23 protein-coding genes are annotated in these 23,527 nt (G+C 45.1%); 4 read left to right on the top strand and 19 right to left on the bottom strand.

The genetic code is table 11. From position 1 onward, the window contains the following. Nucleotides 1-7: 7 nt before the first annotated feature. The 6 genes from ACYQ3L_RS01960 to ACYQ3L_RS01935 all read right to left on the bottom strand — a co-directional run bounded on the left by ACYQ3L_RS01960 (nt 8) and on the right by ACYQ3L_RS01935 (nt 8,428). Complete coding sequence (locus tag ACYQ3L_RS01960; RefSeq protein ID WP_459952279.1) at nt 8-3,907, bottom strand: leucine-rich repeat protein; 3,900 nt, start codon at nt 3,905-3,907, stop codon at nt 8-10. A 343-nt stretch (nt 3,908-4,250) separates the two neighbouring features. Further along, nucleotides 4,251-4,409 carry a hypothetical protein gene (locus ACYQ3L_RS01955; protein ID WP_379996266.1) on the bottom strand — a complete coding sequence of 53 codons (159 nt, stop codon included), beginning with the start codon at nt 4,407-4,409 and terminating at the stop codon, nt 4,251-4,253. 591 nt (nt 4,410-5,000) lie between these two features. Then, entirely contained in the window at nt 5,001-5,321 is a 321-nt protein-coding gene (locus ACYQ3L_RS01950; RefSeq protein WP_379996268.1) for a type II toxin-antitoxin system RelE/ParE family toxin, read from the bottom strand. Next, nucleotides 5,312-5,548 carry a hypothetical protein gene (locus tag ACYQ3L_RS01945; protein ID WP_379996270.1) on the bottom strand — a complete coding sequence of 79 codons (237 nt, stop codon included), beginning with the start codon at nt 5,546-5,548 and terminating at the stop codon, nt 5,312-5,314. Before ACYQ3L_RS01945 ends, ACYQ3L_RS01950 begins: the two co-directional genes overlap by 10 nt. Before the next feature lie 95 nt (nt 5,549-5,643). Beyond that, the gene (locus ACYQ3L_RS01940; protein ID WP_459952278.1) at nt 5,644-7,755 is read right to left on the bottom strand and encodes a terminase large subunit; all 2,112 of its coding nucleotides are present in this window, start codon (nt 7,753-7,755) and stop codon (nt 5,644-5,646) included. A 49-nt stretch (nt 7,756-7,804) separates the two neighbouring features. Next, nucleotides 7,805-8,428 carry a DUF6549 family protein gene (locus tag ACYQ3L_RS01935; protein WP_459952277.1) on the bottom strand — a complete coding sequence of 208 codons (624 nt, stop codon included), beginning with the start codon at nt 8,426-8,428 and terminating at the stop codon, nt 7,805-7,807. A gap of 101 nt (nt 8,429-8,529) precedes the next feature. Here ACYQ3L_RS01935 and ACYQ3L_RS01930 point away from each other — a divergent pair, with 101 nt between their 5' ends. Then, on the top strand, nt 8,530-8,679 hold the full coding sequence (locus ACYQ3L_RS01930; RefSeq protein ID WP_459952276.1) for a hypothetical protein: 150 nt from the start codon (nt 8,530-8,532) through the stop codon (nt 8,677-8,679). Between the two features lie 81 nt (nt 8,680-8,760). On the opposite strand, the gene ACYQ3L_RS01925 is transcribed toward ACYQ3L_RS01930, so the two are convergent. From ACYQ3L_RS01925 to ACYQ3L_RS01880, 10 genes are all read right to left on the bottom strand, one after another. Beyond that, a complete protein-coding gene (locus ACYQ3L_RS01925) occupies nt 8,761-9,303 on the bottom strand; it encodes a glucosaminidase domain-containing protein (protein ID WP_380002020.1) in 543 nt (180 codons plus the stop codon). Beyond that, complete coding sequence (locus ACYQ3L_RS01920) at nt 9,278-9,634, bottom strand: hypothetical protein (protein ID WP_380002022.1); 357 nt, start codon at nt 9,632-9,634, stop codon at nt 9,278-9,280. Before ACYQ3L_RS01920 ends, ACYQ3L_RS01925 begins: the two co-directional genes overlap by 26 nt. A gap of 41 nt (nt 9,635-9,675) precedes the next feature. Further along, nucleotides 9,676-12,063, bottom strand: coding sequence for a hypothetical protein (locus ACYQ3L_RS01915; RefSeq protein WP_459952275.1), 2,388 nt, complete (start codon nt 12,061-12,063; stop codon nt 9,676-9,678). Nucleotides 12,064-12,328: 265 nt separating this feature from the next. Then, nucleotides 12,329-13,351 carry a BACON domain-containing protein gene (locus ACYQ3L_RS01910; RefSeq protein WP_459952274.1) on the bottom strand — a complete coding sequence of 341 codons (1,023 nt, stop codon included), beginning with the start codon at nt 13,349-13,351 and terminating at the stop codon, nt 12,329-12,331. A gap of 259 nt (nt 13,352-13,610) precedes the next feature. Next, nucleotides 13,611-13,907: a BACON domain-containing protein gene (locus ACYQ3L_RS01905; RefSeq protein ID WP_380002030.1), complete on the bottom strand. Its 297-nt coding sequence runs from the start codon at nt 13,905-13,907 to the stop codon at nt 13,611-13,613. 137 nt (nt 13,908-14,044) lie between these two features. Beyond that, on the bottom strand, nt 14,045-14,653 hold the full coding sequence (locus ACYQ3L_RS01900) for a hypothetical protein (RefSeq protein WP_380002032.1): 609 nt from the start codon (nt 14,651-14,653) through the stop codon (nt 14,045-14,047). A 111-nt stretch (nt 14,654-14,764) separates the two neighbouring features. After that, complete coding sequence (locus ACYQ3L_RS01895; RefSeq protein ID WP_380002034.1) at nt 14,765-15,409, bottom strand: hypothetical protein; 645 nt, start codon at nt 15,407-15,409, stop codon at nt 14,765-14,767. 37 nt (nt 15,410-15,446) lie between these two features. After that, nucleotides 15,447-15,827 (bottom strand): hypothetical protein, encoded by a 381-nt coding sequence (locus ACYQ3L_RS01890; RefSeq protein ID WP_380002036.1) that lies wholly within the window; start codon nt 15,825-15,827, stop codon nt 15,447-15,449. Between the two features lie 4 nt (nt 15,828-15,831). Beyond that, nucleotides 15,832-17,274, bottom strand: coding sequence for an SU10 major capsid protein (locus ACYQ3L_RS01885; RefSeq protein ID WP_380002038.1), 1,443 nt, complete (start codon nt 17,272-17,274; stop codon nt 15,832-15,834). Nucleotides 17,275-17,344: 70 nt separating this feature from the next. After that, entirely contained in the window at nt 17,345-18,118 is a 774-nt protein-coding gene (locus tag ACYQ3L_RS01880; RefSeq protein ID WP_459952273.1) for a hypothetical protein, read from the bottom strand. Between the two features lie 314 nt (nt 18,119-18,432). Between ACYQ3L_RS01880 and ACYQ3L_RS01875 the strand changes: the two genes are divergently transcribed. The 3 genes from ACYQ3L_RS01875 (at nt 18,433) to ACYQ3L_RS01865 (ending at nt 19,948) form a co-directional block, all read left to right on the top strand. Further along, nucleotides 18,433-18,807 carry a hypothetical protein gene (locus ACYQ3L_RS01875; RefSeq protein ID WP_380000950.1) on the top strand — a complete coding sequence of 125 codons (375 nt, stop codon included), beginning with the start codon at nt 18,433-18,435 and terminating at the stop codon, nt 18,805-18,807. Nucleotides 18,808-18,853: 46 nt separating this feature from the next. Further along, nucleotides 18,854-19,369 carry a rhomboid family intramembrane serine protease gene (locus ACYQ3L_RS01870; RefSeq protein ID WP_459952272.1) on the top strand — a complete coding sequence of 172 codons (516 nt, stop codon included), beginning with the start codon at nt 18,854-18,856 and terminating at the stop codon, nt 19,367-19,369. 120 nt (nt 19,370-19,489) lie between these two features. After that, nucleotides 19,490-19,948, top strand: coding sequence for an META domain-containing protein (locus ACYQ3L_RS01865; protein ID WP_379998508.1), 459 nt, complete (start codon nt 19,490-19,492; stop codon nt 19,946-19,948). 50 nt (nt 19,949-19,998) lie between these two features. Here the strand turns inward: ACYQ3L_RS01865 and ACYQ3L_RS01860 are convergent, their stop codons facing one another. The 3 genes from ACYQ3L_RS01860 to ACYQ3L_RS01850 all read right to left on the bottom strand — a co-directional run bounded on the left by ACYQ3L_RS01860 (nt 19,999) and on the right by ACYQ3L_RS01850 (nt 23,488). Beyond that, a complete protein-coding gene (locus ACYQ3L_RS01860) occupies nt 19,999-20,748 on the bottom strand; it encodes a phage antirepressor KilAC domain-containing protein (protein ID WP_459952271.1) in 750 nt (249 codons plus the stop codon). 236 nt (nt 20,749-20,984) lie between these two features. Continuing rightward, nucleotides 20,985-21,482, bottom strand: coding sequence for a hypothetical protein (locus ACYQ3L_RS01855; protein ID WP_380002070.1), 498 nt, complete (start codon nt 21,480-21,482; stop codon nt 20,985-20,987). Continuing rightward, on the bottom strand, nt 21,482-23,488 hold the full coding sequence (locus ACYQ3L_RS01850) for a portal protein (RefSeq protein WP_380002072.1): 2,007 nt from the start codon (nt 23,486-23,488) through the stop codon (nt 21,482-21,484). Before ACYQ3L_RS01850 ends, ACYQ3L_RS01855 begins: the two co-directional genes overlap by 1 nt. Between the last annotated feature and the right edge of the window lie 39 nt (nt 23,489-23,527).

Genomic DNA, 23,527 nt, shown 5'->3' with positions numbered 1-23,527 from the left:
TGGTGTGTTACTGTTTAATAATCCGGTGAATTTCTGTCTTTGTGCCGTCCGATACCTTTACCAGCAGGACTCCCGCAGGGCAGGGCGACAGGTCTATGCTGAATACAGGCGTACCTGAATCTTTTTCCAATAGCATTGCGCCTGCAAGGGAATATACCTGTACCCGTATCGTTGGCGTTGGGTTACCGCTTATAAACTCGATATTCAGTATATCCTTCACCGGATTCGGGTATAACCTGATTGTTGCCTCATCCAGCAGGATTTTAGCAGAGAGGGTATTCGAAACGCTTGTTCCGTCCGATACGGCGAAGAAGAGTTCCTTCATGCCGTTACCCGGCGATAATATATAGGAAAGCTCATGATTGTAAGGAAGCCATGTTTGCCCCACCTCCTGACTGTTTTCGGAAATACTGTACAATGTCGGCATACCGTCCCCTATGACGTGGTTCAGGCTTATCGTCCGTACCGCCGCGCTCTTTAGCCCGTTGTTCGGGGTAAAGGATGCAAGGTTTACCGGATGGTAAGGCTTGTAGTAAATATTGTCATTGCGGACTGCCGTTTCCCCCCTGCTGTTTTTTAGCTTCGTATATACGGTTTTAGTTCCCGCTTCATCCGAGGCAAAGGTATAGTTCAGCGCAGACAGGTCGTATGCCCTCCATGATGCGCCGCTGAAATCCTGTCTTTCACTGGCCATAAAATGCGTAGGTATGCCGCCGCTTAATGCGTAAGTTAAGTCCACCGTGCGGAATATGGCTATGCCGTCGCCATTGTTGAGCGAGAAGCCTGAAAGGACTACAGGCGTATCTGTGAAATTGGCGACAAGGTTCCGCGCAGCCGATACGGTGAATGTATAGCTTGCATTTGTAGAAACGACAGAGCCGTTTTCAGTCCAGTTGGCAAAGCTGTAACCGGTTTTCGCGGTCGCCATGACTGTACGTGACGCGCCATGATTATAATTTCCGCCGCCGCTTACCATACCGTATGCGGACGGATTGGCAGAAACAGAGACAGTATACGATTTCAGTTTAAAGTTGGCGACAAGGTTCCGCACGGCCGATACGGTAAATGTATAACCCGCGTTTGTAGAAACGACGGAGCTGTTCTCTGTCCAGTTGACAAAGTCATAACCGGTATTTGCTGTTGCCCTGACGGTGCAGGATGTTCCTTGCGTATAGCTTCCACTGCCGCTTGTTGTACCGCCGGAAGAAGGGCTTGATGATGTACCGATGGAATATACCGCCGGATTGGCGCGTGTAACAACCACTGTATAGGTTTTCGTTGTTGTTCCGTTTTCCGCTGTAACAACGATATTGAAGGTATTATTACCTACATTCAACTGTTTTATCCCTGTTCCGGTGACAGTGGCTGACGAACCGGCTGCGGTGGTGGAAATTTCAATTGAACTGACTGCATTTGCCACCGAAACGGTATAATTTGTCGTATTGACGTTGAAACCCGGTGAAAGGGTTCCCTGACTTACAGTCAGGCTTGATAAATCGGCATTATCACTCGGAGTCCAACCCAATTCATGGAAATTCGTAAACAAATTCCAATATTGCGCAGCCTTATATGTATTGGGAGATGGTACTATTACAGGAATGTTGGTATTAACACCGGAGAATGTATTGCTGCTAATAGTAGGTGGTATCGTAGCATTAACCGTCATCAAACCTAATTTTGTGCAACCAGAAAATGCCCTGCTTCCAATCGAGGTCAGACCACTGCCCAAAGTCAATGTAGTTAAGCCCGTGCAGCCGGAAAAGGCAGAACTCCCAATCGAGGTCAGACCACTGCCCAAAGTCAATGTAGTTAAGCCCGTGCAGCCGGAAAAGGCACTCCCTTCAATGATCTTTGCTTCTATTTTGGCAGTTTGCATGTTAACACAATTTTGAAAAGCATCATACCCGACGGAAGCAACGGAACCCGGAACTACTAACGAAGGTATCTTTTTGCAGTTTACAAAAGCATAATCTCCAATGCTTGTCACTCCGGCAGGAATATTCAGGGCACTTGATAAATTCTCACAGCCGTAAAATGCCCTGCTTCCAATCGAGGTCAGACCACTGCCCAAAGTCAATGTAGTTAAGCCCGTGCAGCCGGAAAAGGCAGAACTCCCAATCGAGGTCAGACCACTGCCCAAAGTCAATGTAGTTAAGCCCGTGCAGCCGGAAAAGGCACTCCCTTCAATGATCTTTGCTTCTATTTTGGCAGTTTGCATGTTAACACAATTTTGAAAAGCATCATACCCGACGGAAGCAACGGAACCCGGAACTACTAACGAAGGTATCTTTTTGCAGTTTACAAAAGCATAATCTCCAATGCTTGTCACTCCGGCAGGAATATTCAGGGCACTTGATAAATTCTCACAGCCGTAAAATGCCCTGCTTCCAATCGAGGTCAGACCACTGCCCAAAGTCAATGTAGTTAAGCCCGTGCAGCCGGAAAAGGCAGAACTCCCGATTGAGGTTACTCCATTTTCTATTATAACTTTCGTTATCTCATTCTTTCTATCTGCATATTTGTTTATATCAGAAGCATGCAAAGCGCCACAACCGCCAATAATAAGTGTGCTGCCTGTTAGCATAGTTGTTACAGAACAATTTGTGTTGACTTTAGTCCAACTCCAATCAACATTTGACAATGCGTTGCCCATTTGCATAGTTGCCGAATAAGCACTACGAATGTCCCACAAGCACTTCGCAATCAACGGCACTCCCACTGTCCATGTTACGGGTCCACCGACTACAGTAACAAAAGCTGAAGTACAACTCGTAACCATATTTACCATAGAAAAAGCCCATGTAAATGAGTAATAAACCGCCTTAACCTCATCGGGCATACCTTTATCTATTCCCGAAATATTAATAAGAGTAGTAACGAGTCCTATCAAGGAAGGAGTTGTATTTTCCGCGAGAAGATAATCAGCTGAGTTGTGCTTAATAATTCCATTAAGAATTGAACTGACCGCTTTACTTGCTGCCGCTTTAACATTAATGACATTAACTGATGATTTTGTGGTGAAATTTATTTCAATATTGTCAACGGAACGGTATTCACCACCATATATTGATGCTATATTAAATTTGTTTTCATCATTCCTATCAATTAGAAGAATTATATTTTCAGATAAAATTCTTTCGGGAATACCTTCCTGATTATACTCGGCAACCATTTTTATAACATCTTTTACCCCGTCATATGCTGTTAACCGTCTGATTATGCTATGATTATTGTCCCAGTATTCATAATAATATGCTGTTCCATCCAATCCAACGGTCAAATAGTCGTCAACATCAACATAAGGCTCAACATATTTGAAGTTTTTCCAGATATTTGCAGTTTTGTAGGTTTCGGTCGTTTCCTTTTGCGTTGCAAGATAAATCGAGCTAATTGTTACACCTTGGAAAACATTACTGTTTATACTTTGCGGGATTGTAGACAAATTGGCTATTGACTTTAACCCTATACAATTTTTAAAGGCATTATTTTCAATAGTTAATACACTAAGAGGAATAGTTACTGCCGGTAGCGAAGTACAATTTTCAAATGCCCGCACTCCTATTATTTTAACGCCTTCGGAAATGGTTATCCATTGCAGGTTGGCGCAATCCCGGAACGCGGTATTGCCAATATTGGTTACGCCGTTTTCTATCACAACCGTTTGTATGGCAGAACGGCTATTATACCACGGGGCATTACCTTCCGCCGAAACATCGAAGTCGGCCATATTACCTGTGCCGCCGATAGTTAAAGTACCGTCGCTTAACGTCGCGGTAACATTATTCCCTGATGTGGAATTATCGCTGATATTCCACGTTTGCGCCGTTGCCGCCGTTGCAATGCACAAAGCAATAAGCAACAGCATTGCCGCCATAAAATTGTTTCTTCTATTTGTTTGGTTTTTCATATTTTATCATGTTAGCTTTATATTTTTGTGCTATATAAGTAAAGTAAAAGGCTCGTTGTTTGCGCTACTATAAATCCGACGCTTAACAATAAGCAGGATAAAATTAACACCACATCTTTTCTTCATACTTCATACATAATTTTATTAATACCAACATCCCTGTGAGGTCTGCTTTTTGAGTTACTTTTTTATAGATAGAGAGACAGGTAATTACCGGCTCAAAAGGTTTAAAACAGGTAAGTCCGGAACCGAAACGGCCCGGACGAAAAACGAAAAATCCCTGCACAGTCTGAAAAAACTGTACAAGGATTGTACTTTAAAAAAAAGTATATATTTACTATTATTATGCGCGGGCGTACTGCTCTCTCTCTCTCTCTCTCTCTCTCTCTCTCTCTCTCTCTAACAAAATACGGCTAACTTCCAAATTTCCGGGAGGAAAAATGGATGCCAGCGTTGTAGGAAAAACGGTGGATAATCCGCTTAAACTGCCTGCTCTTATCATAGAATTTCATTAAAAAAATCCAAACACCTACCCGTACAAAGAGAATACCTCCCGGACGGAATAAGTGTAAACAAAACAAAGAAAACGCCATCCTGTGCTAAAGGATTCCGGCATTTCCATGTACCGGATATTATATCCGGTATAAAGTAACAATAAATGTAGATGCAGGCAAATAGTATATCATTACCTATTTTTATCCGTTTATTACCTATTTCGCAACCTGATTGCATATAGTTGTGATATTGGTATATTTATGAAACCATACATATATGATTTGGGTAAAATATTCGTTCCGGAGGTATTTATAAGTTATTTGTGCTCATATATAAGTATTATGTTACGATTTCAGCTATTTTCGGCGGTTAGTTGTGGTTCCCTCGCCCTACCGGATTTGCAATCCGATAGCTTTTGATATAAGAATTTTTAATTCTATTTCTTTGGATCTTCGTCCTTCGGGGTTTGTAACCCCGAAGTTATTATTGTCCGGATTTGTTATCCGTTATAAGTTCTCTGGTAATAAGATATTATACACTGACCAGAATAAACTAAAATAAACCGATATAAAAAAATAAGAAGGATAAAAAATCCTTCTTATTTTTTTATGACTTCATTTTTCAATTTCTTATCGTCTTGCCGGCAATCCCAGACGGTGACAATATTGATTTTATTTTTGTCATTATCTATATAGTATATGACTTTATAATTATCTCTGATAACCAATGCCCTGTAGGTTTTCGGCAACTCTGAAAGAATTGGTTCTATTGCAGCCATTTGAGGAAATTTACTTAATGAATTTCCTGCGGATTCAATATCAAGAACGAGTTTTGACGCTGCGTTGTAACTTTTCTGTACATAAAATTCGAAAATCTGCCGGACTCTGAGCTTTGCTTTATTAGACCAGATTACAACCATGATTTCATTTCTTTAACAAAGTCCTCATGGCTGGTTCCTTTTCCGCTCTCCAGTTGTCCGGTCGCTTCCTGTACTTCTGCTTTCAGTTCTTCTACCGTCATAACGGCAGGACGGGGTACAGCCTTTTTTATGAATGCCCGGACTTTTTTGATTACATCCACATCTTTAATATCGACAATAGACTCTATCAATTTTGCTTTCTCTATATATAAAATATCTTTATCCATACCGGTAATATTTTTAGTTCATAATACAAAGTTATTCTTTTTATTTACTAATTAAAAACGAATAGGTTAAAGTTGTAAAATCAATATAGTCTTATCTAAAAACTCGCCTCCCCCACAGGCCTTTTCACCTTTACTTTCTTCACCTCATCCAGTAATACGGGCAATGCCAGTTGGAAACAGATATACAGGCCTATCATCCGTGTCATTAGTATATCGTCATGCTTTCCTTCCTTGGCCCCATACGAGCCGTTCTTCTTCTGTTCATACACACGCGCCTCGTTGAGCGCTTCCCCGTTGCGCTCTATATACCCTTTCTCGCGGATAATAGCCACATAGTTGGCGATTATCATAGTTTTCGTGCTCCTATTCGTATGGAAGCCGTATTTTGCAGGCAGGCCCTCCCGTATCTTATCGGCAGGAGTACGGCTGTACAGGTTCGGGTAATGCTTTACAAGCGTATCGAAGATCAACTCCGACTCATCCGTTTTTATATCCGTATCATACGTGTTGCTTTCGATGATAAGCAGGGCGTCATTATAATACCGGGCTACCTGTGCGGCTATCCAGATGGAAATATCCTTATCGATGCGTCCCCGCCATTCCGCTACTATTTCAGGGGCGCAGCCGTGCATCATCCAGTAACGGTCGATAACTGTGATCACACCCCAGTCCGCACTCTCCGATACTCCTTTCTGCGGGTCGAATATCACCAGGTAACGGTCTGATACCCGTATTTCCGTATCCGGGAACTCCCATACTTTAAGTTTATTCCTCTCCTTTATCGCTTTCAGCACGGGGTCGGAGGTATGCATATCTGCGAGGGCTTCCTTATCCTCTATAAAGCGTATGTTCTGTAAAATTTCCTGCACCCGCGTTGGCTCCAGCTTCGATAAGGCAGGGGAACAATCTCCGGTAAGCTCCCCTACGGCGACAGGCATCCTGCAATCTTTCCGCAGGGCTTCCACTTCCTCGGCGCGGAAAGCAGGCAGTCCGGAATCCTGGAACGCTTCTATATCGTCGCTCGGATACTCCTGCTTCATCTTGGCATGGCTCGGCATTTCGGATAGCTTGCCCCTGTACCAGTTTATATTTTCCAGCGTGCAGCCTTCGTTGTTATTGAACAGGTTCAGCTCGTAATCCGTCAGCGTCCCGATAAAATCCTCTACCGTCCCTTTCTGCTTTTTCCCCCTGTGGTTATAATATGTACCGTTGAATCCTTCCTTATAAATATCTATCAGGAACCATTCGACAAAGACAAAGGTATAGGCTGCCGATTCTTTCTTCGCTTTTTCGCATTCGTTATAAAAGAAATCCCCCACGCCGTTGGCCGTACTTTCAAAGGCGACCAGTGTCAGGGGCTCCCTTGGTATCGACCCGACAATGGAAGTTACGAGGTCTTCCGTCTTATTCTTCTCCGTATTCGGGTAAAAGGCAATTTCCGAGAAGTGGGCCATTTTCGCATCCTGCGAGCGTACCGAATCCGGCTCTTCCGCCGTACCTACGGTAATCAGGCAACCCCTTTCGGGTACTTCCTTTATATTCTGTGTCTTCTCATAGCTCCTTATCGTGTGTATTACCCCGCCTACGGGCATCATATTCTTGACCGACCTTTCGAACATGGCGCGTATGGTGATGGATGCGTCTTTCAGGTGGGCGCAGATAACGCTGTTCCAGTTCTTTTTATGTACCAGTTGTATCCAGAACATATACAACTGTATCAGCGTGGAACCGCCCCATTGCCGGGCTTTCAGCAGGATGACACGTATCGGCGTTCCGGCTTTACGCATGGCTTCCAGCTTTGACAACAGCCGCCTTTGCCCCCTGTTAAGCCTGAACGGGATGTCCCTGCCCGAAATCTTGTCGCGGATAGTAACGTAGAATACGGCGAAGAACTCGAAGTCATATTTTATCCGCAGCTCGCAGAAATTTATCCAGAAGGCTTCGTATTCCTCCCGGTCGGGACAGATATGGTTAGCCCGGTATAGTTTTTCGATGGAGCCGTACTCCTGCAATTGCCTGCAATGTCCGGTTTCCATCATCTCTTCAGGCAAATACATAACGGGAAAGGGCGCATCCTCTACTTTGAGGCACACCCTTTCGCCGTCGCATCCCTGACCCGTTACCGGGTTATAAGGCTTGTTTATTTCCTTATGTTTCCGTGCGTTCTTCCTGACTATATCTTCTACATTCCTGTGCACCACTGGCATGTATTATTTTATACAATACAGTTCATAAAAAGGTCTGCGACCTCATCCGTCAATCCCTTATTTCTATGTATTCTATACCTTTTATTTTAGTATTCGGATTTTTAGAAACGGCGTCGATCCGGCTTTCTTTCTTCCCGTAATACCAGAGGAAGCCTAAAAAGCGTTTTTGCTTCACATGGTTTACAACAGCAAGGCTGTCCCTGTTTTCGAATCTTCCGGAAAACTCATCCAGCTTGTTTATGCAGCCGTTCATGTCGAACCACTTATCGCGGATAGTTATACACCGGAGGGTATCGGCAACAGATTTATCCCGGTGTACAATACTGTCACGGACAGAGCCTTTCAGTTCATATATGGTTTGCGTCTGCATGGTTGCAACGCTTTCCAGGTTCTTCTTATCTGCTTTCAGGCTGCTTATCAGCTTCATGTCCCCGGCCCTGTACTTTTCATATTCCGACAGTTTCAACTCCAGTTTACCCACGCTGGCTACATGCAAACTGTCTTTTGTCCGGTAGGTTTGTAGTGTATCCAGGAGAATACGGGTATTTTTTACATACAGTTCTTTTTCCGCCTTTTCCCTGTTCATTTTATCATAGAGAACTTTAACCGTTCCCATCAGCAAGAGCAATGCTATTACCGCTCCGGCTATAATATAAATCCTTATTTTATCCATATTTTATTATTTAGTTTCATTATTGATAATCTGTTACAGCTTTAATAATTTGCCAGTCCGGATTTATTTTGATTAATTTGCCATATGTTTAATTCTATATCATGGAAGTAATACCGGATTATATCTCTGAATATGGGCTCCATATTATTATAGGCGCTGTTACGGGATATATTGTAGTCCGGATAACTTCTTATTATGCTAATAAATCAGTTGATAAGGAAGACCAGAATCCCGGTAATAAGCAGCCGTGAGGCTTTCATCAATATATTATGTGTTAATAAGCGATTGGGCGGGCAACTAAAAAGCCCGCTTTTTAGTTTAGTTTTCATTCCTCATTCTTCATTCTTCATTATTTTTTCGACCATAGCGATACACGAGGTAATAACAGGCACATAATTATCTGCCGTTGCATACTTCCAGCCCTCGCTGTCCATCAGCCGCCTTGCGAACTCCCTGGGTTCATCCCGGTAAGGCCATGCATCCGCATAACCCGTTTTCCGGAATATCGCCTGATGGTCGTATAAGCACTCTTCATAAGACTTGTAAGCTCTAAAGTACCTGTACACGGAATATTTATATTTGCTTCCGTGAGGAGTAACAGACACTACCCGTTCCGGATATACGAACTTCTTATCCGGGGTATCGAAATATTCGGTAGTCAAAGCCCGTTCAACGGGGCCGTCCCAGCTAGTACCCTTAGTTATCCCGAACAGGTTGTACGGGAGTTTTCCACCCAGCAGCCAGCCTTTCTCCAGTCCTGCCTGTGCCGTTTCGAATACCGGATGAATGGAAGCCTCCGGCTTTTCCATGTGTAAGCGGTATGCCGCCGGATATATCGTCCTTACAAATTCAGTTTGCTGTTTCCCTGTCGCCATCTTTACCCTCCTTTTCTGTTTTATTATCGGCTTCTATACTTAGGTTACTCCCGATGTTTATTTTCAGGTGCTCGAATGTGGAAGCCAGGATAAAGATGATGCTCTGCGCCGCCCCGCAGGCTACCACTATCAGGGAGGCCGTTTCCTTCATCCGCTCGCCGTCGCATATCACGCACCAGGCAGTGAGGACGCCCCAGAATACCGTAATTATCCACCGGCGGCTGCGGAATTTAGGATACCACCTGCCGGTAACGAACGTAGAGCTGATAAAGGTGGCTAAGGCAACCAACCCGACCGCTATCTCACTGTAATTCAAATTAATCTGTTCCATTTTTGCAAATCAAATTTTTATTTTTATTTCTATTTTTTTCTTTATCCACCCCATAGCCATTTAACAGCCGTTTTCGGCAGCGCGTCAAACTGTGCCTGTGTTAATCCGGTATTGCTTGAATAAGAGCCCGAAGACGCATAGAATATACTGTCCATAAAGTTGTTGTTATCATTGTTAGCAGCCCATGCAAATAAATTACGGATATCTATATACAGCCGGTTACTGTCATAGTTACCGGGGGAAGCACACGCATACAGGGAGTATACTTTTGCAGATTCATTATACAAAATAACGATCCCGTGATCGTCTACACCGGATATTGTACTTATGATGTCAAAGACATTGGCATTCCATGTCGGCCTGAGAACTACTTTTCCCTGCGCTTCCCCGTTACCCCATCCGCCACCGCCACCTGCCTGCGTGTAAAATACATCGAATATTATCCTGCCGTCCCAGCCTGCTGAAGTATAGGACACATCGACAAGTTTGAAATACCTGCGTGCATTTACTATCCCTACAGCCGATGCATAATCGCCACCGTTACCTGAAATCCTGACAACACCGTTTTTAACAAGCCCCAACGCATTCAGGTTAACGGGTATAGATATATTGGCCGAACCGTCGAAGGAAGCCGATCCCGTAGCATCGCCAGTCATTGAAATTGTTATTGCCTTAGCCAGCTTATCCGCCTGCACAGCATTATTAGCCTTCCCGTTTGTAAATAACGAAAATAGACCTATTGAATAGCTTTTTAATTCTTGCAGTATTGCAGTTAAAAGTTTAGGACCCGATGGAACGATATCATTAAGAGGTTGGTCCGGCCAAAGATCCCTTAAACCGATTTTTAAATCATTTACAGAACCGTTATTAATCTTCTCGCTGGTAACTGCACTATTCGCTATTTTTACAGTAGTTACAGCACTATCTGCTATTTCAAAAGTCTGTATTTTGTTCGTCTGAAAGTTCCGTGGGTCAATTACCATCGTATACTGGTATGTCACGGCATTGTTGAACCATGCATATACAGTCAGGTTATTACTGTAATTTTCATCATTCATTACGCGCGTCCATGTTTTATCGGCAACCGGTTGCGGCGGGTCGGCTGCCAGGCGTGCGACTTCGTAGGCTTCCAAGTCCGCATATGTGTCAAAATTCTGCCCCAGCCAGTTCCCCTGCATGGTAGCAAGACCTGCAATATTTTCATTAATAGAATCTAAATCACTGAGGTAAGCTAATTTGTCTGAGTATAGTGTACTGCCATCGTGCCCATTAACATTAATATGTTTGTCAAGTCCTTCAGTAACACCATTATTAAGTACTAAAGCTGCACCTGTACTTCCTATATGTATTATTTTATCTGGATTCTCAGTATATTTTATAAGCGGGATTACTTGACCTGCATTCAGCTCTCCGTAGAGTACTTTATTCTTACCTATTGCCAGATCGGAATTTATTTTCTGTGTTGTAGCGGATGCCAGTTTTACATAATCCAGGAATTTGGTATTCATCTGGCCTACTGTAGCTGCATCTGCATTGGCTACCCCATTTGCTACATTGGTAATCTTTCTTTTGCGATTGGCATTGCCGACAGAAAATTCATTAGTAGCCGTAGCAGAGGATTCACCCCCGATGGCTACGCTATAGTCTCCGCTCGCTACCGCAGACCTGCCTATACCTACCGAATATATACTCGGAGCACTTGCAGAATATCCTATAGCAACTGAACTATTGCCGTTAGAGTTTGTTTGAGCACCTAAGCCTACTCCGTATATACCAGTTCCTACCAAATTAGCTCCTGCACGTAATCCACCACCAATACGCCAGAGTGTAAACACCGGGTCTGTCTCCGTTGTCGGTACCAGGATCTTATAACGGAAAGACAATTCAGGTTCCGTGCCACCTTCAGGTATAAGCCATGCGTAACAGGCCTGAGCGCCATTGCCTCCCGCAGGATTTTCATCGGCATTGACGAATGTCCACGTTTTATTGACAGGCTTTTCGCTTAACTCCGCATCGTAAGCTGTCAGGGCGGCATAAGTAGCGAAGTCAACGCCGAGCCAGTTGCCCTGCATGGTAGTCAGTGCATCCAGACTATTCTGTAACCCTGTTATTGCCCCTATCGGATGCTGATCCGCTTCATCGCGCCCTGTCAGTTCCCCGTGATCCGTTACCCCTCCACCGCCCTGTTCCGCCCCTATTCCTTCAAGTAAGCCATCCATATTTTCAGGGGTCAATTCCTGTCCGTCAATAGTCACGCCTTTACTCATGGACATATTTATAAGGGGTGCTTCCGATGGCCAGAGGTACACGTAGAACCTGTCCCCACCATCCGATAACCTGAAACGGAGCTGTCCTTTATAAAAAGGTATTTTCCTGTAGTTGTCTACTTGCAGGAATACCTGTTTTTCTGTTGTTGTAACCGTAAGCATAATATTTAAATTTTATAATTGCTCAATATGCCGGTGTGCCAATGATTTCAGCTAATGGCCAATAGTTTTTTTTAATTGACATTGTCGCTTCGCGCCATTGGCATATTGGCACATTGGTATATTTGTTAATCACCTGTCATTTTTATATTTTTGCGTCGAGAGAAATTCTTTTATTCATTCAATAAGAATGGTAAGGTTAAACAGGGCTGTAGCGATACACCCCTGTTTTTTTATGATTCATCATTATTCCTTACCTTTTTTATTGTCAGCCGACCGAATAAGCGGAACCGTTTTGCAGGTCAGGCGCATAAGTCGAACCGCTGGTACCGTCACCGCCTTTCCAGTAGATCATATAGTCGGAGCCTGCCATAAAATCACCGTGCGAATGATCCCTGGATACATTATTATATGTAGCCCCCGGAGGAATATTATACTGAAACGAATCATTCCAGTTATAAGAGCCCGGATAAAGAACAACGATAGCAGTAACAGTTGCCAGTGAATTACCGTTTATAAGGCTTATAACAGGATTAGTGGCAACCCCGTCCTGTGCAAGCGTACATGTCGCAGTCGCCGTTCCCGCCACTGCTGTGATAGTGCCTGTACGCAGGGAGCCTGTATTGCCCGCTACCGTCACATTGACTGTCCTGTTGCCCGTACCACTCATAACATTTGCTGTACACCATCCCGGAAGCGACACCGTCCATGATGTATTGCTTGTAACGGTAATAGTGAACGTTTCCCCGGCAGCAGGTGACGATCTTGTTGTAGGGCTTATGGATATATTTGGAGCCACATAAGCGGCTTGTGTAACAGCACATGCAGCATTTAATGTTCCGGCTGTGACAACGATGTTGCCAATTCTCTGACCGCCTGTATTGCCTGTTACCGTTACGTTGATTGTCCCGTTGCCCGTACCGCTTGTAACATTCGCTGTGCACCATCCCGGAAGCGACACCGTCCATGATGTATTGCTTGTAACGGTAATAGCGAAGGTTTCCCCGGCGGCAGGCGACGATTTTGTCGTAGGGCTTATGGAGAGGGTATAGATAACCGCCCCCTGCTGCGATACATTGACAAGTCCGTTTGTCCCGTTGTCGGAAGGGATGACGGTAACTATTCCCGTGCGGACTTCACTTGCGCTGTTCGGGTCTACCGATACGTTAAACGAGTCTTCAACGGCAGTTGCCACAATATCCGTTACTTTCAGCCATTCCTGGTTGGAGACAGCCTGCCAGGCTACACCGTCCTCTATACCTGTTATTATTATCTTTTGCTTTGTTGCCATATATTAATGTGATAATTTGAAAATGTGCCGATGTGCCAATGGTAATTACTGACTCCGTATCATTGGCATATTAGTTTATTGGCATATCGGCATATTGAATTTGCCCATTCGCTGATTATTCATATATTTACATCGAAATTTCTCTGGGATTTCACTTCAAATCGGTAAGGCTGTATCTCTCTTTTATGCAGTCTTACCTTTTTTATTTCACCGCCTTGCGTCATTGGCATATTGGCATATTTGCTAATCTGCACATTGATTATGAAAGTACATTCCCCGCAGCATCGAATGTGACTGTTGTAGGGTTTACCACTACAGCCGACCGCGCTTTCTGTGTTACCGCTACCGTTGCCGGGGCTCCCCCGTCCGAAGGCGTCACTGTTACCGTTGCAGACCTGTCTGCCGATGTGGATGTGTAAGCAGCACATGCGATTGTAAAACTGCCGTTGCCCGTACCGGTTCCTCCTGTAAGGGTACACCATGCCTGATTGGAAGAGGCTGTCCAGCTTACGCCGGTTGTTACGCCCGTTACCGTTATCTGTTTTGTTGTTGCCATATTTTTTAATGTTATAATTGTTTAATATGCCGATGTGCCAATTGGCGCGAAGCGACAGTTTATTCATTTGCTAATTAGCTGATCTGACATTTGCTAATTAAATTGGCACATCGGCACATTAATAAATTGACCCATTGTTATATCACATTCCCTCCTGCATCATATACTGCGCTGCCCGGTGAAGGGACTATCTCCGACTTCTTATGAATGATATAGGTTATTGCATACTTTCCCGGAGCAAAACACCGGATAATAAACTCCGTTACCATACCCGGATAAATAGCTGCCTGATACCACTTGTCCACTTCATACTCCTCCGAGGTAGGCAGGGTTACGAATACCAGCGTCTGCGAAGTATTGCGTACACGGATACTCATAACATAACCGGGCTTTAATTTCTCCAGCCGGACAAGCGAGAGCGTTTCCGAGGCGGATATGCTTACCGTTGTCGTACCCATAGGGATTATACCGGATACGGAAGTCAGTATCTGCGTATCGGTGTAGAAGTTCACATATGCCCCGCCTGCACCTGTAAACCGCCACTTATCTTCTTCCATATTCCAGTAGGCAAAATTGCCTTCCGATAATACAAGGGCGTACCACCCTGCCTCTCCCCCCTGCGGATATTTTATATACAGGTCGTCGATATAGACCACAGGCTTTTTCTGATACCTGAGCAATGGTATTTTATTGAAGTCGTAAGGAGGGATACTATCCCCGCATCCATTTTGCTGACATCTGTTCATCGGCACATTTTGATTACGTTACACTCCGTCGAACGTTGTTTCATATTGGCATATTGCCTCGCCTACGCTTCGGCGAACGTTGTTTGGCACATTAGATAATTAGCATATTAGCTAATTGGTATTAGCACATTCCATTGCCCTGGTTTCCATTACTTTCGCCATTGCGGGCTTTTCAAACAGATCGAACACCATGCCTGCGCACAGGTACGCCAGGGGGATAAACAGCTTGTCACTTATGACAGTACCGTCACTAAGCGGAGCGGTAACGGGTATGTACAGGGCTTCCGATATTTCATGCTTATATCCTTTGGGGAGGGAGTAATATTCCAGTACGGTGCTTATCCCTTCATCCGTTTGAAGTATATTCCTCACGCATACCGGACGGCAGATATTCCCGCGCGTATATTCGTTCGCCTGTATAGATGCAATGGGATCGGAACTGTCATAGAGCGTCTCGGCCGCCTTTTGCCATCCTTTCATCCTGAACGAGGCCAGCCTGTAAAAGTCTGGAGGCAAAACCACATATCCCGTACCTTTGGATATATCAGGGGAAATTGCCTGCCCGGAAAAGTCTTTGACGGTGAAATATGTCCTGGGCAGCAGGTTGACGGCTTTCCGCCATGCATCTGCAAAAACGGCCCCTATATGCTTTTCCACCTTTGTCGTATCCGAACCTATAAAAGCCTCCGGGCCTGAATCGTCCCATCCGGTCTCATTCATTACCTGCATCACACGCGCTGTAAATTCTGCCTTCATACCTGCTTTACCTTTTTACCTGAGTGTATAAACTGCCTTATAATTTGAGCTTCGGAAATGAAATATTCAGTTCCCCGGCTGCCCTGAGTATTTTCTCCGGAGTGCCTAACTGCTGGTACGGGATATTGTAAGGGCTCGACCGGAGCAGTTCCTTTGCCTGCTGTATATTGGTTACATGCCCTATTTCCGTCGAACCGCTTTCTTCCTCTTCCTCGCTTTGTTCCCCGTCAGTGCCTGATGCCGTATAGACCAGTCCCCTTTTGAAATAAAAACTGTCCTCTATCGCCTTTTGCTCCTCCTTACAGGAAGTAGCGTATGAGCCCCCGAAATTCGAGAACGTAACATTCTTAACTCCCCCGCTTAACTTTACGGCGAAAACGATTTTGGCCTTATCCTTTGAAAAATATACTTTCCTCATATTGTTATCCTTCGAATTGTGAACGGTTTAAATATAACCTGGCATGGGCGTCAGGGAATGATAATGTCAGGCCGCTGGCTTCGATCAGCAGCCTGCCCTGGCTATCGGCTTCCCCGTTCTTTACATTATCCAGTTTTTCAGAACGCCATCCCATCGTCCATTTTGTCATATAGTCGGCATCCAGCATATAGGCGCATCCCTGCAACCCGGCCTCGACCATCGACTTATCCAGTATAGGCACGAGCGTCCCGAAAGGCGATTCGATGGGGGTTACTTTCAGCCCGAAGAAGTCTTTCTTTGAGCCATACCACATATTCTGTGTCAACGGCGCTTTGCACAGTTCGGCCATAAAGTCGGGAGAGCACATCATCAGTTTGGTATCGGAGGCGGCGTTATCGCTAAACCCCGCATTCATCCAGTCGATAAGCAGGGATGCGGTAATGCCTGTTCCGGCGGCGTCCAGGTCTTTTCCCGCCTGTGTCCATATCCCCTCCGTAAAATAGGTATCTTCCGGCTTCCTGTTGTATTTGTTCTTGACATTGCGGATTGCAGCCGATGAACGCCAGTATGAGTTGTTGGTTTCCTTGCGCATCTGATCCAGGGCCTGCTGGACAATATCCGAAATAGTCCACCTGACCTCTTTATTGCGCATCTCGAAGAAGGTGGATTCTTCCACTTCCGCGATGAACTTCTGGAGGTACTGGCTGGAAGGCGTCGGCAGGATGTTATAGACATCGGTGCGTATCTGGAACTCGGAAGCGGCGCGTCCGGCTATGGTAACTTCCGAATCTGCCGGGATGGCCGGGATTGTAAAGCCTGCGCCCTGCCCGTTCACGGCAATAACAATAGGCCTTCCGTCCGCGTGCCTGTCTACGACATACAGCAATAAGGGCCGTGTATCCTGTACATTTGTCCCTGCTTTGCCGTTAACCTTATATCCCAATACCCCCTTTACGATCAGGGTCTGGTTGATAGCTATAAGTGCATTGTCCTGCCCGTCTTCACCGAAAGTAAGGGGTGTTTGCGCACTGCCTCCTGCAAATGCGGTTGTTATTATACTGTCGGACGGTAAGGTGGCGACACTGTAATAAGTAACCACCTGAGACTTGCTGTTCTTTGTACGGGCTTTGCCTATACTCCGGGCGATGGTATCGAGGGGATACCTGTAACGGTTGATCTTTACGATCTCCGAGTCGATTTGCTCCAGCAGCAGCCTTTCTACGTTATCCTCCGTGAACTCTACCGACATCCCCTCATGACGGTTGGCCCCGTCCCCATGTGCGGCTACGCCCTGCGGCTTCCCGTTCGAGAACTCTATTTCCACAGCCGGGGCTACATCGGCTGTCATCGCTCCCGCATCCATCACCCCGAATACGGAACACAACAGCATGATTATTAACACGAATAATCCGCTGTCCTTCATTTTCTCATAAAATCTCTTCATCATTTTTATTTTATCGTTTTAATAATTTTCTCTTCGTACCATTGGCACATTTTCAAATTGGCATATTGGCACATCAACTCTTAATCTCCTTCAACTGGTCGTAAACGCTTTCGGGCCGTGGCTGGAATAACTGCCTGTCCTGTTCTTTTACTTCCGGCCCTGTCCCGCTTCCCATATCCACAATACCATCCGGACGCTCCGTTTTCTCTTTCATCTTTGCCTTTATGGTTTGGTTCCTGCCTTCGATCTCGGCGGTTGCGATAGCTTCCTCAACATCGTTGTCCCTGGTCTGGCCCTTGTCTATCAGTTCAAATATCTCCGTCGGGATATTACCCATCAGGAAGCTCTCGGCCAGTTGCATAAGCCCGTCATAAATGGCGTTTTTCCTTTCTTCCGGCAACTGGTTGTCAGCAACATACTGTTCGAACCGTTCCAGGGATTCCCGGAAGTTCGCCTGCGCTTCTTCCTGTTCCTTACGGCTTTGGGCCTGTGCCTGGTTATACTCCTGCGTACCCCTGATAAAATCCTCATCATCGCTGAATGCATCCGGGCCGTATAATCTTCCCAGCGCATGGTTGAACGGGATTTTATCTTCCCCTTCACCGAAGCTCATGCCGATAGCCGCGCCGAAACGGGGGTCTCCGGAGATATAGTCATGTAGCCCTTGCTGTCCCGACATGACTTTCTTATGCGTCCCTTTCAGTCCTGCATAGTCATTGCCTGCAAAGTCCCATAGTTGTTCCTCTGTCGGTTCACCTTCAAATCCGGGATTTGCTTTCATAAACTTTGCAAGGACGCCTTTACGTCCTGCGGGCTTTTCTGTATTTGTTACATCTGTTTCTGCCATATTTTTTAATAGTTATACAGTTCCATCGGTTCTGCATAACAAAAAAATGGAATAAACAAGGCTTTTGCCGTACTTCATGCAAAAAGTAATGACCATGTAAATAAGTATCCTTACATACAGTCCCGTGTTCCCTCCTAAATCCCGAATTTTAAACCGGGTAAGCAATTAGCAGATAAAGTGAAAAACTAAAAGTGATAAGTGAAAAATATTTTTCATTCTTTATTCTTCGTTTTTCGTTCTTCACTTTTCATTTAAAAATATTGGCACATTGCATTCTTAATTCTTCATTTTTCATTCTTAATTAATTATTTCTCATGGCTAACTTATTTTACGAAGAAGACAGGAACAAAGATTTCCTACAGGCTTGCGAAGCTGTAAGGAAAGAAGAAGGCACTCGCCTGACAGTATCCGGAATAGCGTCCAGGGCCATTTATAAAAAGGCAGGGTCATTCTATATACATCTAAGCGTCTATATGAAGATCATCAGGAACAACGGGAACAACCTGCCTAAGAATGAAATATCCAGGCAACTGCATACGGAAGTATTGAAACGGGCAAAAGAAATAATGCAGCAAAACAATTATACCCCTGCACAGGCAGCAAAAATATTATCGGAGCAGCAAGCCCCGCGTTTTTACATATCGGAAGCACGGGCAATAAGCCTGTACTATAAACTACTGGGAAAGTAAAGTTAATGTGCTGATTATCTAATGTGCCGATGTGCAAATTAAAAGCATGAAATACCTGATTATCCTCATCCTGATACTAACGTATATATTCTTTGGGAATGAATTAGGCTATACAAATGTATCTCCGTTATATACTCATTTCACATACATATTCCAGCATGCGTCTGTACTTCATTTACTGATAAATTCACTCGCTTTCATCGGAATATACACCTCTATGGAGAAGCATCTGAATAAATGGGTATTCCTTGGTATATCTTTAGGTTGTTCTGCCCTGGCTTCCTTTGGTGCGATGTACGATAAACCCACTGTCGGTATATCCGGCATTGTTTATGCAATGACAGGATTATACCTGGGTATCACATTATTACATAAGCATATAAAAATAGCAGATACACGGAAGTACCTGCTATATATATGCTGTATTGTGATTTCTTTGTCCGTCAGCTTTGTAAAAGAGGATAGTAATTTTTTACTTCACCTGTACTCGCTGATAATTGGGATTGCCGTATCTGCACCTCTGGCGCGGCTAAAATCCGGTTCACCGGATATTTGCAAATAACCGGATTTGGCAATACCATACAAAACATTACATTTTTAGAATATGTATGTTTATTTCAAATAAAAAAACCATTATTTTTACTGCCTGTAATGTTTTTTAAAAATATATTAATTCAAACCTATGAGAACTATATTTCGTACTTTACCGGTTGCCGGCCTGTTCCTGTTATTAAGTCTTGGTTCATGTTCTTTATTTAAGAGCAACAGCCCGCAACCGGATCTATCGGCTGTGGAATGGCAGTTGGTATCCGTGCAACCGGAAAATGGCGGCGCGAATCTGGTTCCTGCGTCCGGACAACAGGCGACACTCCTGGTGATAGATGGCCGGGCCAGTGGCAACACCGGATGCAACAGTTTCAGCGGGAATGCGAAACGCGATAACAATAAGATCAGCTTCAGCGGGATAGCCTCTACCCGTAAATTCTGCACTTCAGGCATGGATATTGAAGCCGCCTTGTTGAGAGCGCTCAATTCCGCCGACAACTTCAGGATCAAAGACGGGAAACTGCAATTGAGGCAGGGTTCAAAAACGCTGGCAACATTTTCCGACAACGCGAACAAAGTCTGGAAAGTGGAATAACCTGTTAGTTGAAGCCTTACTTCATGTGTTAAAGAGAGGGTGTGTGTCTATCACCACACAGTTCCGGCCCGTTGAAATAAACGGTGGATAAACGCCCTTCCTTTTTCAGTCCATACGGTGATGGTGTTGGTTCCTTTCGTACCATCCTTCCGTTCGTAGCTATGTGTCCGTGGCCGGGTATAACCTTTGTCCTGGTACTTTGCATATAACAGCCATTGCTCCGACTGCCTGAACATGACGCCCCGGTCTTTTAATTCACGTTCCAGGGCAATAGCCGACATTCCCAGTTCTTTGGCTACCTGTGTCATCGTGTAAGTGGATGTGGATTGTAATACCTCATTCGTATAGGCAGCTTTAGGGGCTAAGGCTTTCACTTCGTTAACCAGTTGTTCATTCTGTCCTCCGAGTATTTGGAGCTGCTGCCTTTGAGCCTCCACACGCTTTGCCAGGGTATTCATGGCAAGAAGCAGCATTTCATCCTCGGATTGGGGGAGGGCCTTAGCTTCGAGTTCTTCCCAACGGCGGTTAACCTTTATCCTCAGTTCAATACTGTAACCCGTCATTAAGTCGAAAGTCTGCATTTTGGATAGTTCAAAATACCTGTCCTTCGTTTCCCCTCCGTTTGGTAATTGCCTGATGCTGAACATCTGTCCAATTTTGGGTAAATGTAAATTCTCATAATGTTCATTCAGCTTATCGCAATCCCGCAACACGTGTTGATGGTTTTTCCCTGTCAGCTCCGCAATTTCACGGCTCGACATTGTTTTCCGGTTAAAATTTTCTACATTTGTCATTGTCATAATATATTCCGTTTTAGGATGTATATTACAAAGAGGTGCCCGTTGTCGCTAAACTTTTGGTAGCCTCTTTGTTTTTGTTATATATCCGGTAAGACAAATTTATGCAGGATAAACAGGACACCGGAACTACCGCACGGATACTTATTTACACCCCTGTTACTTTTTGTATGAAGGCCCACTAATTCACTTTTCATTCTTCATTCTTAATTTTTCATTTTTCATTTTTCACTTTTCACTTAAAACCAATACCCCCTTCGCCTCCTTACATTTATCTTTTGCGCCAGTCCGATCATTATATCCGTCCTGTATTTCCCTGTGCCAGCCAAATAAACGGATGCATCGTCCGGGCTTTTATCCTTTAGCCATTCGTACATGATCCAGTCTTTTATAAAATGGAAGATGTAATCCTCTACAGGTCTTGCCATATGCATATTAAAATCATCGTCCATGCCCAGATATACAATATAATCCCTGTCCGTTGTAAAATCCGCCCTTTCAAAATAAGACACATTGACGGGTATGTCCTTTTGATATGCTGCCAGTACAGGGGCAACCTGTCCCTGCGCATGAAAAAATAATTCCCTGAACCTGGGCAGGTAAGCCTCATCGAAAACAAGCTGCTCAAACAGGGGATTACCGTTCTTATCCTGCCTCCTGACGGCAAGCTGGGACGATTCCTGCTTTACCGCCCGGAACACCTGTTCATGTGAAAATATAAATGTAAGCAGTTTCATCAGGCAACCTTCTTGTTATTGTTCAACATGTTTTGTATCAGCGGATTCGTATTCCGTGCGATCTGCTGCTGTATATCCTGCGGTACGACTCCCTGTCCGGCAGGTTGTACTGCCCGGCCCAGCATCATGTTCTCTTGCGCCTGCTCCGCTTCCATCCTTTTGGCCTTGATGGACTGGAGCAGCTTGTCGGCAAAGGGGAAAGCCCCGTTTTCAAGCAACTGCTCTATATCTATCTGCCCCAACTGGAACATCTGCATCAGGAAGTCGTTCATTACCATCCGGTATGCAGGCGTGGATGTGCTTTCGGTTATATTCAGGTCTATCTCCGCGTCGCGCACCAGCTTCGCATCATATACGATAGATTCCGGGCTCGCATTATTCCTGTTCAGGTTGATGTATTTCCTGTCGGGATAGAACTGCTGTATCAGCTTCATATTTTTCATATCCCTTTCTTCCCTCAGTTCCCTGAATGCCTCGTATATCTCGGTCAGGGATGTCGTGGAATTTTGTGTCTGTTGCAAATACAGGGAGGCAGGCGTTCCGGCAGCGGGAGCTTTGCCCTGTAGCGCGCCCTGCACGCCCGATATATCTTCCAGCAGTTTCAACTGTATGGAAAGCATATCGTATGCTCCCGTCTGTGACGAATTGGCGATGACCTGCTGCGGTATTTTCCCGTGTGCGGCGGGCTTGTATGCGATCACCCCGTTATATACGGCCCAACTGTCCGCGATATCGTCCATTGTATAACCTGTGGGGAGCGAATCTTCAGGAAACAGCAGCACTCCCTTGGCGGAAGCCAGCATAACAAAGTCCTGTAAGGTTATCAGCCTGTTGATATAGCGTTGCTGGTCGATAAAGTCCCCGATGAACGGGAAGGCCTGCCCGTCTATAAAGGGGTATATCTTGAATGAGAAGGGGTGCGATTCATGCCAGTAAGGCGTTTCGCCCTCTTTGAGTACATCCCCCTGCGGGGTCATGTAATAAAAATACCAGTATTCATCGATAAACCATTTATAGTCTATCAGCCGCATATCGCCCGGAGCAATGCCCTGTGCCGTCTGCTGCTGTATCCTGATATTGTTTTCCGTATCGAAGCCTGCCTTTGCGCTTAGTTCCTCCTTGTAAAACTCTCCCGTCAGCGTATCATGTACAAGGAGCCTTTCCTTGTATTCCTTTTTCCATATCTCGATAACCCTGCATTGTGCGGGATTGGCAGGCATAAAGAAATTCTTGCTTTCGTTTATATCCTGGTGCAGGGTATCGGCTACATAAGTAACGGTGGCTTCCTCATCCCTGCACCTCCCGTAGATATCCCTTATCCATCCGGCCTTTTGGGGAGAGCCGCCGGCAAACTGCGCCATTACCTGGTGGATGGACTTATCGTGCAACTGTCCTACCAGATGGCAATCGCTGTGCCGGGGGTCTTTCATGTCCGGGTCTACAAAGAAATCGTTGTAGTTGACAAGGTCGTTCCATACATCCATCTTGCCGTTGCGCCAGCCATACACGCTTTTGAAAATACCGATGCCGGAGAACAGGAAGTATTGCAGGTTTACGCTGTCCAGCCCCCAGAGCTTATTTAACTGGTATACATATTGCAGGGTTGCCGACATCATCTCGCCCTTCCCCTGTTCGTCCCTGTCACGGGAGACGCATACCGGTTCGGTCTGTGTGGACTGGAACACCCCGACTACCGAGCGCATGATGGAGCGCATACGGTTGTTCTGTAAAGGCACGCCTCCCTGGTTCAGTATATGCTGGCGTTCCGTGACTGTCTTGCAGCCGACCCGTATATGGTCGCCCCACTGGTCTTCGAATGTATATTTCTTGTTGCGCCTGGCATTGTTCCTGAACTTATCCAGTGCAGCCCATGCCGTATAGGCATCCGTCAGTACATGGTCGTTTTTTTTGAATGTGCCGCCGCTTACGGTATCTATCTTTTCCCTTCCCTTTTGTGGGAAATACTTAGCCGCTATTTTCAGGTTTACTTTTTTCGCTTCTGACATAAACAAGAGGTCGTTAATAATTTTTGAAGCGAATAAACC

Source organism: Dysgonomonas termitidis (assembly GCF_054657735.1).
This window is presented reverse-complemented; position numbering and strand designations above follow the sequence as displayed.

What these genes read in the sequence shown, in the direction of transcription:
- ACYQ3L_RS01950 (WP_379996268.1), bottom strand. Translation starts at nt 5,321, where the DNA reads ATGGTTGTAATCTGGTCTAATAAAGCAAAGCTCAGAGTCCGGCAGATT.
- ACYQ3L_RS01945 (WP_379996270.1), bottom strand. Translation starts at nt 5,548, where the DNA reads ATGGATAAAGATATTTTATATATAGAGAAAGCAAAATTGATAGAGTCT.
- ACYQ3L_RS01895 (WP_380002034.1), bottom strand. Translation starts at nt 15,409, where the DNA reads ATGAAGGCAGAATTTACAGCGCGTGTGATGCAGGTAATGAATGAGACC.
- ACYQ3L_RS01935 (WP_459952277.1), bottom strand. Translation starts at nt 8,428, where the DNA reads ATGGATAAAATAAGGATTTATATTATAGCCGGAGCGGTAATAGCATTG.
- ACYQ3L_RS01855 (WP_380002070.1), bottom strand. Translation starts at nt 21,482, where the DNA reads ATGAAACTGCTTACATTTATATTTTCACATGAACAGGTGTTCCGGGCG.
- ACYQ3L_RS01905 (WP_380002030.1), bottom strand. Translation starts at nt 13,907, where the DNA reads ATGGCAACAACAAAACAGATAACGGTAACGGGCGTAACAACCGGCGTA.
- ACYQ3L_RS01940 (WP_459952278.1), bottom strand. Translation starts at nt 7,755, where the DNA reads ATGCCAGTGGTGCACAGGAATGTAGAAGATATAGTCAGGAAGAACGCA.
- ACYQ3L_RS01870 (WP_459952272.1), top strand. Translation starts at nt 18,854, where the DNA reads ATGAAATACCTGATTATCCTCATCCTGATACTAACGTATATATTCTTT.
- ACYQ3L_RS01960 (WP_459952279.1), bottom strand. Translation starts at nt 3,907, where the DNA reads ATGAAAAACCAAACAAATAGAAGAAACAATTTTATGGCGGCAATGCTG.
- ACYQ3L_RS01885 (WP_380002038.1), bottom strand. Translation starts at nt 17,274, where the DNA reads ATGATGAAGAGATTTTATGAGAAAATGAAGGACAGCGGATTATTCGTG.
- ACYQ3L_RS01920 (WP_380002022.1), bottom strand. Translation starts at nt 9,634, where the DNA reads ATGGAACAGATTAATTTGAATTACAGTGAGATAGCGGTCGGGTTGGTT.
- ACYQ3L_RS01900 (WP_380002032.1), bottom strand. Translation starts at nt 14,653, where the DNA reads ATGAACAGATGTCAGCAAAATGGATGCGGGGATAGTATCCCTCCTTAC.
- ACYQ3L_RS01860 (WP_459952271.1), bottom strand. Translation starts at nt 20,748, where the DNA reads ATGACAATGACAAATGTAGAAAATTTTAACCGGAAAACAATGTCGAGC.
- ACYQ3L_RS01925 (WP_380002020.1), bottom strand. Translation starts at nt 9,303, where the DNA reads ATGGCGACAGGGAAACAGCAAACTGAATTTGTAAGGACGATATATCCG.
- ACYQ3L_RS01875 (WP_380000950.1), top strand. Translation starts at nt 18,433, where the DNA reads ATGGCTAACTTATTTTACGAAGAAGACAGGAACAAAGATTTCCTACAG.
- ACYQ3L_RS01890 (WP_380002036.1), bottom strand. Translation starts at nt 15,827, where the DNA reads ATGAGGAAAGTATATTTTTCAAAGGATAAGGCCAAAATCGTTTTCGCC.
- ACYQ3L_RS01930 (WP_459952276.1), top strand. Translation starts at nt 8,530, where the DNA reads ATGGAAGTAATACCGGATTATATCTCTGAATATGGGCTCCATATTATT.
- ACYQ3L_RS01880 (WP_459952273.1), bottom strand. Translation starts at nt 18,118, where the DNA reads ATGGCAGAAACAGATGTAACAAATACAGAAAAGCCCGCAGGACGTAAA.
- ACYQ3L_RS01910 (WP_459952274.1), bottom strand. Translation starts at nt 13,351, where the DNA reads ATGGCAACAAAGCAAAAGATAATAATAACAGGTATAGAGGACGGTGTA.
- ACYQ3L_RS01865 (WP_379998508.1), top strand. Translation starts at nt 19,490, where the DNA reads ATGAGAACTATATTTCGTACTTTACCGGTTGCCGGCCTGTTCCTGTTA.
- ACYQ3L_RS01955 (WP_379996266.1), bottom strand. Translation starts at nt 4,409, where the DNA reads ATGATAAGAGCAGGCAGTTTAAGCGGATTATCCACCGTTTTTCCTACA.
- ACYQ3L_RS01850 (WP_380002072.1), bottom strand. Translation starts at nt 23,488, where the DNA reads ATGTCAGAAGCGAAAAAAGTAAACCTGAAAATAGCGGCTAAGTATTTC.
- ACYQ3L_RS01915 (WP_459952275.1), bottom strand. Translation starts at nt 12,063, where the DNA reads ATGCTTACGGTTACAACAACAGAAAAACAGGTATTCCTGCAAGTAGAC.